The 12,554-nt window shown below is 72.9% G+C and carries 11 protein-coding genes; 6 read left to right on the top strand and 5 right to left on the bottom strand.

Annotated features, from left to right (window positions below; translation table 11 throughout):
- Positions 1 to 94: 94 nt before the first annotated feature.
- The 4 genes from ACIQWA_RS35435 (at position 95) to rny (ending at position 4,685) form a co-directional block, all read left to right on the top strand.
- The gene (locus tag ACIQWA_RS35435) at positions 95 to 928 is read left to right on the top strand and encodes an AI-2E family transporter (RefSeq protein ID WP_402489760.1); all 834 of its coding nucleotides are present in this window, start codon (positions 95 to 97) and stop codon (positions 926 to 928) included.
- Positions 929 to 1,137: 209 nt separating this feature from the next.
- Positions 1,138 to 2,253 carry a recombinase RecA gene (recA, locus tag ACIQWA_RS35430; RefSeq protein WP_402489758.1) on the top strand — a complete coding sequence of 372 codons (1,116 nt, stop codon included), beginning with the start codon at positions 1,138 to 1,140 and terminating at the stop codon, positions 2,251 to 2,253.
- Positions 2,254 to 2,260: 7 nt separating this feature from the next.
- The gene (locus ACIQWA_RS35425) at positions 2,261 to 3,175 is read left to right on the top strand and encodes a regulatory protein RecX (protein WP_402489756.1); all 915 of its coding nucleotides are present in this window, start codon (positions 2,261 to 2,263) and stop codon (positions 3,173 to 3,175) included.
- 73 nt (positions 3,176 to 3,248) lie between these two features.
- Entirely contained in the window at positions 3,249 to 4,685 is a 1,437-nt protein-coding gene (gene rny, locus ACIQWA_RS35420) for a ribonuclease Y (protein WP_402489754.1), read from the top strand.
- Here rny and ACIQWA_RS35415 read toward each other — a convergent pair.
- The 5 genes from ACIQWA_RS35415 to ACIQWA_RS35395 form a co-directional block, all read right to left on the bottom strand.
- The gene (locus ACIQWA_RS35415) at positions 4,682 to 6,421 is read right to left on the bottom strand and encodes an FAD-dependent monooxygenase (protein WP_402489751.1); all 1,740 of its coding nucleotides are present in this window, start codon (positions 6,419 to 6,421) and stop codon (positions 4,682 to 4,684) included. The two genes, rny and ACIQWA_RS35415, sit on opposite strands and share 4 nt — an antisense overlap.
- Positions 6,422 to 6,543: 122 nt before the next feature.
- Positions 6,544 to 7,392: an amino acid ABC transporter permease gene (locus tag ACIQWA_RS35410; protein ID WP_402489748.1), complete on the bottom strand. Its 849-nt coding sequence runs from the start codon at positions 7,390 to 7,392 to the stop codon at positions 6,544 to 6,546.
- On the bottom strand, positions 7,389 to 8,039 hold the full coding sequence (locus tag ACIQWA_RS35405) for an amino acid ABC transporter permease (RefSeq protein ID WP_402489746.1): 651 nt from the start codon (positions 8,037 to 8,039) through the stop codon (positions 7,389 to 7,391). Before ACIQWA_RS35405 ends, ACIQWA_RS35410 begins: the two co-directional genes overlap by 4 nt.
- Positions 8,040 to 8,118: 79 nt before the next feature.
- Positions 8,119 to 9,027: a glutamate ABC transporter substrate-binding protein gene (locus ACIQWA_RS35400; RefSeq protein WP_360237469.1), complete on the bottom strand. Its 909-nt coding sequence runs from the start codon at positions 9,025 to 9,027 to the stop codon at positions 8,119 to 8,121.
- A gap of 160 nt (positions 9,028 to 9,187) precedes the next feature.
- Positions 9,188 to 9,961, bottom strand: a complete 774-nt coding sequence (locus ACIQWA_RS35395) for an amino acid ABC transporter ATP-binding protein (protein ID WP_360237471.1) — start codon at positions 9,959 to 9,961, stop codon at positions 9,188 to 9,190.
- A 394-nt stretch (positions 9,962 to 10,355) separates the two neighbouring features.
- On the opposite strand from ACIQWA_RS35395, the gene ACIQWA_RS35390 reads away from it, so the two are divergent.
- Both ACIQWA_RS35390 and ACIQWA_RS35385 read left to right on the top strand, forming a co-directional pair.
- Positions 10,356 to 11,114 (top strand): response regulator transcription factor, encoded by a 759-nt coding sequence (locus tag ACIQWA_RS35390; RefSeq protein WP_402489742.1) that lies wholly within the window; start codon positions 10,356 to 10,358, stop codon positions 11,112 to 11,114.
- Positions 11,115 to 11,120: 6 nt separating this feature from the next.
- The gene (locus ACIQWA_RS35385; RefSeq protein WP_360237475.1) at positions 11,121 to 12,551 is read left to right on the top strand and encodes a HAMP domain-containing sensor histidine kinase; all 1,431 of its coding nucleotides are present in this window, start codon (positions 11,121 to 11,123) and stop codon (positions 12,549 to 12,551) included.
- Positions 12,552 to 12,554 lie beyond the last annotated feature (3 nt).

Here is a 12,554-nt window from a genome sequence, read left to right as displayed (position 1 = left end):
TGACCTGCGCGATCTGGCACAACGACCACACCGGCCAGCCCGTCATGCGCTCGCTGACCGCCTACGACCACTAACCCTTCGCATCATTCATCTAGTGGACAACCTGATCGGCTGGGTCAACCGGACGTTCCACCAGGAGTTGTCGCTGGGGGAGCTGCAGAAGCGGCTGTTGAAGGACTCGGGGACGCTGGAGAACTACGTCCAGCAGGCCGCCGACAACGTCTGGGGGGTGTCCTCCACCCTGCTCGGGGGGCTGTTCCAGGCCTTCACGGTGGGGCTGTTCACGTTCTACTTCACCGCCGAGGGGCCGCGGGTCCGCCGGACGGTCTGTTCGCTGCTGCCGCCCGCCAAGCAGGGCGAGGTGCTGCGGGCCTGGGAGATCGCGCTGGCCAAGACCGGTGGCTACCTGTACTCGCGGGCGGTGCTGGCGGTGGTGTCGGCGGCCGGGCACTGGGTGATGTTCGCGCTGATCGACCTGCCGTACTCGGCGGCGCTGGCGATCTGGGTGGGCGTCATGTCGCAGTTCGTGCCGACCATCGGGACGTACCTGGCGGGTGCGCTGCCGGTGCTGGTGGCGCTCACCGTGGAGCCGGTGGACGCGCTGTGGGTGCTGGTCTTCACGGTGGTCTACCAGCAGGTCGAGAACTACGTGCTGCACCCGAGGATCACCGCCCGGACGGTGGACGTGCACCCGGCGGTGGCCTTCGGTGCGGTGATCGCGGGGGCGGCGCTGCTGGGCGCGGTGGGCGCGCTGATCGCGATCCCGGCGGCGGCGACCCTGCAGGGCTTCGTCGGGACGTACGTGCGGCGGTACGAGGTGGCCACCGACCCGCGGATCGACCGGGGGGAGCAGCGGCGGGCCCGGCGGGAGCTGCGCCGGGAGGCGGCGCGGCGGCTGCGGCGGATGGTCGGCGGCGACGGGGGATGACGGTCGGCGGGGCGGGTGGTCGGGAGGGATCCGGCGGCCCGCCCCGCGGTGTGTTCGGATCTGCTGGGGCTTGAATCGAACAGATGTTCTTTTGTACTCTCCGGCGTGGAGTTTTCCACAGGGCGAGCCGGGTGGGGCTCGTTTGTCAGTGGGACGCGCTAGCGTCGAGGACGATGAAGCGCACAGCACAGAACCCGAGGGAAAAAGCCATGGCAGGTACGGACAAGGAGAAGGCCCTCGAGGCCGCGCTCGCCCAGATCGAGCGGCAGTTCGGCAAGGGCTCGGTGATGCGCCTCGGTGAGAAGGCCAACGAGCCGGTCGAGGTGATCTCCACCGGGTCGACGGCCCTGGACGTCGCCCTCGGTGTCGGCGGCATCCCGCGCGGCCGGGTGGTCGAGATCTACGGCCCCGAGTCCTCCGGTAAGACCACCCTGACGCTGCACCTGGCCGCCAACGCCCAGCGGGCCGGCGGCACGGTCGCCTTCGTCGACGCGGAGCACGCGCTCGACCCGGAGTACGCCAAGAAGCTCGGCGTGGACACCGACGCCCTGCTGGTCAGCCAGCCGGACACCGGTGAGCAGGCCCTGGAGATCACCGACATGCTGATCCGCTCCGGCGCGATCGACCTGGTGATCATCGACTCGGTCGCGGCCCTCGTCCCGCGCGCCGAGATCGAGGGCGAGATGGGCGACTCGCACGTCGGTCTGCAGGCCCGGCTGATGAGCCAGGCGCTGCGCAAGATCGCCGGTGCGCTGAACCAGTCGAACACCACCGCGATCTTCATCAACCAGCTGCGCGAGAAGATCGGCGTCATGTTCGGCTCGCCGGAGACCACGACCGGTGGCCGGGCGTTGAAGTTCTACGCCTCGGTCCGGCTGGACATCCGCCGCATCGAGACCCTCAAGGACGGCACCGAGGCGGTCGGCAACCGCACCCGCGTCAAGGTCGTCAAGAACAAGGTCGCCGCGCCGTTCAAGCAGGCCGAGTTCGACATCCTCTACGGCATCGGCATCAGCCGCGAGGGCGGCCTGATCGACATGGGCGTGGAGCACGGCTTCATCCGCAAGTCCGGCGCCTGGTACACCTACGAGGGCGACCAGCTGGGCCAGGGCAAGGAGAACGCCCGTAACTTCCTGCGGGACAACCCGCAGCTCGCCGACGAGATCGAGCGGAAGATCAAGGGCAAGCTCGGCATCGGCCCGAAGGCCGAGGAGCCGGCCGAGGGTGAGCCGGAGACCGCGGCTGCTGACGGCGCGGCCAAGCCGATCACCGCGACCGCCGCCAAGACGGCCGCGGCGAAGAAGACGGCGGCTGCCAAGGCCTGAGCCGTTGATGCAGTACGACATGGTGGGCGGCGGCCCGGCGGACCCCGAGGACGACGACTTCGGCCCGCCGGACTGGTTCGCTGCGGTCGCCGAGGAGCCCGAGCCGGAGTTCGACCGGGCTCCGGTCCGGGCGGTGCGCGGCGCGGCGTCCGGCCCGGAGCCGGCGGAGCCCTCGGTCGAGGCGCTCGGGCTGGTCGCCGCCTCCGAGCTGCCCGCCGGCCGGCGCCGGCGCCGCTCGGCGTTGGCGGCCGAGGAGCCGGGTGCTGCCGGCGGGTGGCGTGGGGCCGGGGCGGCCGGTCACGGGGGTGCGGCCGCCCCGCCCGCCCGCTCGCGCCGGGCCCGGCGCGGCGAACCCTCCGACCAGGGTCTGCCGGCGGAGGAGAAGGGCACCGCCCGTGGCTCCCGCAAGCGGGCCGAGGAGCAGACCGATCCGGAGACCCGCGCCCGGGACATCTGCCTGCGACTGCTCACCGGCGCCGCCAAGAGCCGCAAGCAACTCGCCGACGCGCTGCGCAAGCGGGAGATCCCGGAGGACGTCGCCGAGCAGGTGCTCACCCGGCTGGAAGAGGTCGGGCTGATCGACGACGCGGCCTTCGCCGCGGCCTGGGTGGAGTCCCGGCACGCCGTCCGGGGCCTGTCCCGGCGGGCGTTGGCCCAGGAGCTGCGGACCAAGGGCGTCGCCGCCGACCTGGTCGAGCAGGCCCTCGTCCAGGTCGACCACGACGACGAGACGGACGCCGCCCGGGCGCTGGTCGAGCGCAAGCTGCGGTCCACCCGCGGCTTGGACCCGCAGGTCCGCACCCGGCGGCTGGTCGGCGTGCTGGCCCGGCGCGGCTACTCCGAGGGCCTGGCCTTCCGGGTGGTGCGCGCCGCGCTGGAGGAGGAGGCGGCCGCAGAGCCACCGGGGCCCGAGTGGGAGTAGTGGCGGTTCGCTCTCTTGGCCCGGACCAGGCCGAGTCTTGACCCTTTCGTGACCCGCACCTAGCCTCGCACGCATGAGGATCTCGGCGGGCACCGCTACCGGTGGCTCCCTGGTGCCGATCGTCGGGTCGGCCGTCGCCGTCCTGTTGGTGGTCGCGGTGCTGGTCGTCCTGGTGGTCAGGCGCTCACAGGCCGCCCGGCGGCAGGTGCTGGCCGAGGCGGAACGCCGCCGGGCCGAACTCGCCCGGCGCGAGGAGGGCCTGGCCGAGGAGCTCCGTCGGCTGCGCCGGCGCGAGGACGAACTGGCCGCACGCTCGGCCGAGTTGGAGCGCTCACGGGGCGAGGTCGAGGCGCTCGCGGCCCGCCGGACGGCGGCCCTGGAGCACGCCGCCGGGCTCTCCGCCGAGCAGGCGCACGCCCAACTGCTGCGCGAGGCCGAGGAGTCGGCCCGGCGGGAGGCGGCCGTCACGGTCCGGGAGATCGAGCGCGGGGCCAAGGAGGAGGGCGAGCGCCGGGCCCGGTCCATCCTGGCCGGGGCGATCCAGCGGCTGGCCTCGGAGCAGACCGCGGAGAGCGCCGTCACCGTCTTCCGGCTGCCGGGCGAGGAGATGAAGGGCCGGATCATCGGCCGCGAGGGCCGCAACATCCGCGCCTTCGAGGCGGTCACCGGCGTCAACCTGATCATCGACGACACCCCGGCCTCGGTGCAGCTCTCCTGCTTCGACCCGGTCCGCCGGGAGGCCGCCCGGCTCACCCTGGAGCAGCTGGTCGAGGACGGCCGGATCCAGCCGAGCCGGATCGAGCACGTCCACGAGCGCAGCCGGGCGGAGGTCGAGCAGCGCTGCGTCCGGGCCGGCGAGGACGCCCTGCTGGACGCCCGGATCGGCGGACTCCACCCCGAACTCGTCCGCACCCTGGGCTCCCTGCGCTACCGCGTCTCCTACGGGCAGAACGTGCTCGGCCACCTGCTGGAGTCCGCGCACCTGGCCGGGATGATGGCCGCCGAGCTGGGGGTGGACCCGGAGCCGGTGCGCCGGGCGGCGCTGCTGCACGACATCGGCAAGGCGCTCACCCACGAGGTCGAGGGCAGCCACGCGGCGGTCGGCGCGGACTTCGCCCGGCGGCACGGGGAGTCCCCCGAGGTGGTGCACGCGATCGCCGCCCACCACGGCGAGGTGGAGCCCCGTACGGTGACCGCCGTGCTGACCCAGGCCGCCGACGCCTGCTCGGGCGGGCGGCCGGGGGCGCGCAAGGAGTCGCTGGAGCTGTACGTACGGCGGCTGGCCCGGCTGGAGGAGATCGCCCGTTCGCACGCCGGGGTGGCCGAGGTGTACGCGATGCAGGCCGGGCGCGAGGTGCGGGTGATGGTCCGGCCGGACACGGTGGACGACCTCGGGGCGGAGCTGATCGCCCGGGAGGTGGCCCGGCAGGTCTCGGCGGAGCTGACCTACCCGGGCCAGATCCGGGTGACGGTGGTGCGGGAGAGCCGGGCCACGGCGGTGGCCGGTTAGCTGGCCGAGTCGACCTGCTGGGGTTCGGGCTCCGGTGCCGACCCGGGCTGGGGTTCGGGCTCGGGCTCGGGCGGGCCGGCGATCGGGGCCGGGCCGCCGCGGGCGCGGTCGGCGAGGGCCAGGAGGTCCTCGGCGGCGGCGCCCTGGGTGACGCCGACCAGGTGCCCGTCCGGACGGATCAGCAGGACGGTGTGCGGCCCGGCGCCCGGGTACTCCTCGGTGACCAGCACCTCGGCGGGCACCGGCAGCGCGGCGGCGACCTCGGCGAGCCGGGGCATCAGGCCGGCGCCCAGCCAGTGCTCGGTCGACCAGACGGCGGTGCCGGGGGCGACCAGCAGCAGCAGGAAGGTGGCCCCCAGCCGGGAGTGCAGGTGGTCCGGGGTGCCGTCGGCGGTCAGAACCGGGAGGTCCGGGACGAGTACGCCGGGGGCGGTGGCGGGCAGCAGTTCGCTGAGCGAGGTGGTGCCGCGGGCGCCGCGCTGGACCGGGACCCTCCCGGGGACGCCGGAGGGTGCCGCCGGGTAGGCGGGGGCGCCGCCGAAGCGGCCGGTGCCCAGCTGGCCGTCGGCGAGCATCGGCGCGTGCTTGCGGAAGCCGCCGACCAGCAGCGAGCGGCGGGTCTGCTGCCAGCCGCGCAGCGGGCGCAGCAGCGGCATCGCCTGGTCGACGGCGCGCAGCCGGGCGCCGACCGCGCCGCGCCGCTCGGCCTCGTAGCCGTCCAGCAGCGAGCCGCCGGGCTGGGGGCCGCCGGAGTGGAGGTGCCAGGCGAGGGCGAGCCGCCAGGCGAGGTTGTCGGCGTCGCGCAGCCCGTCGGCGAGGTTCTGCATGCCGAGGGCGCCGTGCAGGTGGGCGGCGTCGCCGGCGAGGAAGCAGCGGCCGTTGCGGAAGCGGGCGGCGAGGCGTTGCTGGGCGGTGTGGTCGGCGGCGGCGAGCAGCTCGTAGCGGGGGAGTTCGCCGCACCAGCCGGTGAGGGTGGCGGTGACCCGGGTGAGCAGGGTGTCGCCGGTGACGATGCCGGGCCAGGTGGCGTGCGGGTCGACCTGTTCGGTGGGGGCGGGGCGGCCGGGGGGCAGGCGCCAGTCGATCCGCCAGACGCCGTCGGGCAGCGGGCGGGCGGTGGCCTCGCGGTCGCCGCGCCACGGGGGTTCGCGGTGCAGCCGGGCGCCGTCGAAGGGCAGGTCGACCCGGACGGTGGCGATGGCGTTGCGGTCGACCGCGGGGCGGCCGGGGAAGCGGATCTTCAACAGCTTGCGGACGGCGGACCGGGCGCCGTCGCAGCCGACCAGGTGGCTGCCGCGCCACCAGGTGCTGGAGCCGTCCTGGGTGCCGTGGGTGCGGACGCTGACCCCGTCGCGGTCCTGTTCGAGTTCGACCACCCGGTTCAGCGGGACCAGCCGGACCAGCGGGGTGCCGGTCAGGGCGTCCCGCAGGCCGCGCTGGAGGCGGTGCTGGGGGAGGTGGAAGGTGGGCGAGTCGGTGAGGTCGATCCGCAGCACCTCCTGACGGCGGCGCCAGACCGCGAAGGAGTCCCACAGGGCCGAGTCGGAGACGGCCCGGGAGTAGCCGATCCGGGTCAGGAAGGCGGTGGAGTCGGCGCCGAGGACGACGCTGCGGGGGCCCTCCGGGCAGAGCCCGGAGCCCTCGTCCAGGACGACGGTCGGCACCTCGTGCCGGGCCAGCGCGAGGGCCAGGGCCAGACCGACCGGTCCGGCCCCGACCACGATCACCGGATCCATGCGGGGACCTCCGGGGACGAACCGGCCCATGGGCCGGCGTCAGTTACCGCTGCCGCATATGCCGCGTGGATGCTCCCGGGAGGTGTCACGAAGAGCAATGCAACAGTTCGCCTGGGTGTCCGTCAAGCAGCAGATGAAGTGCGCCGGTTCGCGCCGCGACGGCCACGTGCTTCGATCCACCGCGCGAGCGCGGTCAACAGGAGGCACAGGACGATGTAGATCGGGGCGATCACCAGGACCACGGGGATGTAGGGGAAGCCCGCGGCGTTCATCGGCTGGCTGGCGATCTTCTTGCCCATGAACAGCAGCTCGTTGTACGTGATGATGTAGCCCAGCGAGGTGTCCTTGAGGGTGACGACCAGCTGGCCGATCATCGACGGCAGCATCGAGCGGACGGCCTGCGGCACCAGGATGCCGGACATCACCTGGGTCTTGCGCATCCCGAGGGCGTACGCCGCCTCGCTCTGGCCGCGCGGTACGGCGTTGACGCCGCTGCGGATGATCTCCGCCTGGACCGCGCCGTTGTACAGGGTGAGGCCGAGCACCAGGGCCCACATCGGGTCCTTGGCGAAGAACGCGTAGTAGAGCGCGACGATCAGGATCAGCAGCGGCATCGCCCGGAAGAACTGGACGATCGAGGTGCAGGTCCAGCGGACGGGCTTGTGGTCGGACAGCTGTCCGGCGGCCAGCAGCGCGCCCAGGCTGAGCGAGAGGGCGGCCGCCAGGCCGAAGGCCTTGAGGGTGGACAGCAGGCCGTCCACGATCATCTGCTGGACGAAGGTGTACTGGAACGGGTCCCACAGGTCGGCGTCGAACTGGCCGTTGTCGGCGAGCGTGGAGACCACGTACCAGAGCAGGCCGGCGATGGCGATCGCCCCGAGGACGCCGAACAGGCGGTAGCGGGCCCGGGCCCGGGGGCCGGGGGTGTCGTAGAGGACGCTCGCCGAAGCCTGGCGCTGGAACAGACTCATCGGGCCACCGCCAGTCGGGATTCCAGGAAGCGGAAGAACGAGGCGACCGTCGCGCTGATCAGCAGGTAGGCGCAGGCCACCCAGAAGAAGATCGCGAAGATCGAGTAGCCGCGCTCGGAGAAGGTCTGCTGGGCGCTGTACAGCTCACCGACGCTGAACGCGCCGGCGATCGCCGAGTTCCTCGGCAGCGCGATGAACACGCTGCTCATCGGGGCCAGCACGGTCCGGGCGGCCTGCGGCAGGACGACCAGGGTGAGGGTCTGGGCGAAGCTCATGCCGAGGCTGCGGGCGGCCTCCGCCTGGCCGAGCGGCACGGTGTTGATGCCGGAGCGGATCACCTCGCAGACGAACGAGGCGGTGTACCCGCCGAGCGCCACCACCGCGAAGGTGAGGTGGCTGAGGTGCACGCCCAGCGGCGGCAGGCCGAAGGTGACGGCGAAGAACAGCAGGGTCAGCGGGGTGTTGCGGAACAGCGTCACCCAGGTCGTGCCGAAGGCGCGCAGGACCGGCACCGGGGAGACCCGGAAGGCCGCCAGCAGGGTGCCCAGCAGCAGGGCGAGCAGGGCGCTGAGCGCGCTCAGCTCGATCGTCTGCAGGAAGCCGTCGCGGAACAACGCGAAGTTGTCCTGCTCGAACAGGAACCCCATCCGGCGGCCCTCCTCTCACAGATGGTCGGATCGGTTGGTCGGGGCCGGTCCCCCGGGGAGCCGGGGGACCGGGGGAGGATCAGTAGCGGTCGAGGGTGGGGACGGCGGGCGCGGCCGAGCCGGACGCACCGAGGGTGGCGTCGTAGGCCTTCTTCCAGTCGCCGTTGTCCTCGTGGGCCTTGAGGGCGTCGCTGATCGCGTCCCGCAGCGCCTTGTCGTCCTTGTTCAGGCCGACGCCGTAGTTCTCCTTGGTGAAGGGCTTGCCGACGACCTTGAGCTTGGGGGCGTACTTGGAGGCGTAGCCGTTGAGGATCGCGTCGTCGGTGGTGACCGCGTCGACCTCGCCGTTGAGCAGCTTCTCGACGCAGGCCGAGTAGGTGTCGAACTGGGTGATCTTCGGGCTGTACTGCTGGATGTTCTTGATCGAGGTCGAGCCGGTGGCGGTGCAGACGTTCTTGCCGCTGATGCTCTCCGGGCCGGTGATCGAGGTGTTGTCCTTCTTCACCAGGAAGTCCTGGCCGGCGATGTAGTACGGGCCGGCGAAGGAGACCGTCTTCTTGCGCTCGTCGTTGATGCTGTAGGTGCCGACGTAGAAGTCGATCTGGCCCTTGGCGATGGCCGGCTCGCGCTGCGAGGAGACCAGCGTCTGCCACTTGATCTGCTGCGGGGTGAAGCCGAGGTCGGCGGCGACCATCTTGGCGATCTCGATGTCGAAGCCGCTGCGGTCGCCGCTGGCGACGTCCTCCCAGCCGAGGTTCGGCTGGTCGGCCTTGGCGCCGATGATCAGCTGGCCGCGCTTCTTGGCCTCGGCCAGGACCGGGGAGTCGACCTTGACGTCGGTCTTGACCGTGTAGGTCGGCAGCGCCGGGGCGTTGCTGGCGCTCGCCGCGTTGGAGGAGGAGGCGGGGGTGCCGTCCTTGCCGCAGGCGGCGGTGGCGGTGAGCGCGACGGCACAGAGCGCCACGGCGAGGGTGCGGGAAGTCCTCATGAGGGTTGATCTCCTGGGGCTGGGCCACGGCGTCGACCGGGCTCTGGCGTCTGGAAGTTGGTGCACGTGCGGGGTCGGCCGGCGTCCTTTGCCGGCGGCGGCCCCGGTGGTCTCGGAGGCGTCCCGACCGGTCCCGGCCGTTCCGGCCGGGGGCCGGGCGTCAGTGGTGGAGGATCTTGGAGAGGAAGTCCTTGGCGCGGTCGGAGCGCGGCGCGGTGAAGAAGGCGTCCGGGGTGTTCTGCTCGACGATCTTCCCGTCGGCCATGAACAGCACCCGGTTGGCGGCGGAGCGGGCGAAGCCCATCTCGTGGGTGACCACGACCATGGTCATGCCGTCGGCGGCCAGCTGGCGCATGACCTCCAGCACCTCGTTGACCATCTCCGGGTCGAGCGCCGAGGTCGGCTCGTCGAAGAGCATCACCTTCGGCTTCATCGCCAGCGCCCGGGCGATCGCCACGCGCTGCTGCTGGCCGCCGGAGAGCTGGGCCGGGAACTTGTCCGCCTGGGCCCCGACGCCGACCCGGTCGAGCAGCTCGCGGGCGGTCTTCTCGGCGTGCCCGCGGAGCACCTTGCGCACCTTGACCTGCGCCAGGACGACGTTCTCCAGCACGGTCTTGTGCGCGAACAGGTTGAAGCTCTGGAAGACCATGCCGACCTCGGCGCGCAGCCGCGCCAGCTCCCGGCCCTCGGCGGGCAGTGGGCGGCCGGACAGGGTGATCTCCCCGGAGTCGATGGTCTCCAGCCGATTGATCGTCCGGCAGAGCGTGGACTTGCCCGACCCGGACGGGCCGATCAGCACCACGACCTCGCCCTGGCGGATCTCCAGGTCGATGTCCTGGAGCACGTGCAGCGCGCCGTAGTGCTTGTTGACCTTGTTCAGCACAACCAGCGGGGCGGCTGCGGGGGTGGAGTCCTCGACCGGGCTCTCGGACATCGCGCCTGCTCCCTAAACTGTGTCGAACCGGGGTAAACCCTGCCTGCCCCGGAAGTTCCAACTCCCTTGGGCGGCAATGGTGATAAGAAATCCGGGAGCCGCGACCGGCGGAGCCGCAGCCCCCGGTGGGGCGACCTTAGGAGCGGGGACGGTGCCCCGTCAGCCGATCTGAGCGGAACTTGAGGATCACGAAACGGCCACGCGATCCGTACGCACTGTTCGCGAGTGTGTCGACGGGGCATGTCACAGCGGGGATCCGGGTCGGTGCCCGCCGTCCCCCGCGGGCCCGGTCCGCGGTCGAACCTGGCGCCGGGCGGCACACTGGCCCATACTGCGCAGGACCGGTCCCGGACCGATCGGTCCGGTGATCACAAGGGGGAAGGAGGAGAACAGGATGCGACTGCTGCTCGTCGAGGACGACGAACGGGTGGCCGCGGCACTGGTCGCGGTGCTCGGCCGGCACGGCTTCCAGGTGCGGCACGCCCGCAGCGGGCACGAGGCGCTGGACGCCCTGGTGCCGGACGGCAACGACCCGTACCGCGTCGTACTGCTCGACCTCGGGCTGCCCGACCGCGACGGCTTCGAGGTGTGCAGCCGGATCCGGGCCGGCAGCGGAGTCCCGGTGATCATGGTGACCGCCCGCGCCGACATCCGCTCCCGGATCCACGGTCTCAACCTGGGCGCCGACGACTACGTCACCAAGCCGTACGACATGGGCGAGCTGCTCGCCCGCATCCACGCCGTCGCCCGCCGCGGCACCCAGCCGTCCTCGGTGGCGGTGCCCGCGCCCGACGCCGTGCCGCAGCAGCGCGGCCCGCTGGAGTCCCGCGGCATCCGGATCGACCGGGAGCGCCGCCGGGTCAGCGTGGACGGCCGCGACGTCCCGCTCACCCGCAAGGAGTTCGACCTGCTGGCGCTGCTCGCCCAGAGCCCCGGCGTGGTCTACCGGCGCGAGCAGATCTTCAGCGAGGTCTGGCGCAGCGGCTGGGAGGGCAACGGCCGCACCCTGGAGGTGCACATCGGCTCGCTGCGCAACAAGCTGGCGCTGCCCGGCCTGGTCGAGGCCGTGCGCGGCGTCGGCTACCGGCTGATCCCCGACTCCCCGGCCTCCCCCACGACCGACCGGACCCCGGCCTCCCCCGCGGAGCACTGACCGCACGTGCGCACCCGCCTGCTCGGCATCCTGATCGCCCTCATGCTCTGCGTCCTGGCCGCCCTGGGGCTGCCGCTCGCGGCGGCGTTCGCGGCGGCCGAGCAGAGCAGGGTGGTGGTCGACCGGCTCGACGACGCCGCCCGCTTCGCCCAGGACCTGCCCACCTCCGGCGCCTCGCTGGACTCCGCCCGCAAGGGCGACCCGGAGCCCGCCCCCGGCGACCTCAGCCGACGGCACGCGATCGTCACCGAGGTCCAGCGCTACTACGACCTGTACGGCGTCCGGCTCGGCATCTTCCAGCGCGACGGCACGTCGATAGCGGTCGCGCCCGGGGACTGGGGGGTGCCCGCCGTCGGCTGGGGCGCCCAGGCCTTCCAGGAGGCGCTGGACGGGCGGCGCAGCCACAACCCGCCGCAGGTCTGGCCGTGGACCGAGGACCGGACGATCACCGTCGCCGCCCCCGTGGTGCGCGACGGCGACGTGGTCGCGGTGGTGCTGAGCGAGTCGCCGACCGGGGCGCTGCGGGCCCGGGTGCTGCACAAGTGGCTGGTGCTGGCGGGCGGCGAGGCGGCCGCGATGGCCGTCGCCGTGCTGCTGGCCGTCCGGCTCACCGAGTGGGTGCTGCGCCCTGTCCGCACCCTCGACCGGGCCACCCACGACATCGCCACCGGCCAGATGGCCGCCCGGGTCGCGCCCGGCGGCGGCCCGCCCGAACTCCAGCGGCTGGCACGCTCGTTCAACGAGATGGCGGACCACGTGGTGCACGCCATGGACCAGCAGAAGGCCTTCGTCGCGGACGCCTCGCACCAGCTGCGCAACCCCCTCTCGGCCCTGCTGCTGCGGGTCGAGGTGCTCGGCCTGGAGCTGCCCGAGGGGCACGAGGAGGAGCTCAGCGGCGTCCGGGAGGAGGGCTCCCGGCTGGCCCGGGTGCTGGACGACCTGCTCGGGCTGGCCACCGCCGAGCACGCCCGCCCCGAACCCGAGCAGACCGATCTCGCCCAGCTGACCCTCGCCCGGGTGGACGGCTGGCGGCCGGTCGCCGAGCAGCGCGGGATCGAGCTGCGCTGGGACGGCCCGGCACTGGCGATCGGGATGGCCGACCCGATCGGCTTCGGTTCGGCGCTGGACGCCGTCCTGGACAACGCGCTCAAGTTCGGCCCGGCCGGCAGCCAGGTGCGGCTGCGGGTCGTGGTGCGCCGGGACGAGGTCGCGGTGACCGTCAGCGACGCCGGGCCCGGGCTGACCGAGGACGAGCTCGCCCGGGCCGGGGACCGGTTCTGGCGCAGCGCGCGGCACCAGAACGTGGACGGCTCCGGACTGGGCCTGTCGATCGCCCGCACCCTGCTGGCGGCGGGCGGCGGCTCGCTGGGCTTCGCCCCGGTCCGGCCGACCGGGCTCGCGGTGACGCTGGCGGTGCCGCGGCCGGAACGGCCGTAGGGC

It is taken from the genome of Kitasatospora sp. NPDC098652, assembly GCF_044760155.1.
Taxonomy (GTDB): Bacteria; Actinomycetota; Actinomycetes; order Streptomycetales; family Streptomycetaceae; genus Kitasatospora.
Note: the sequence above shows the minus strand (reverse complement) of the source record. Positions and strands in the feature narration are given on the sequence as shown.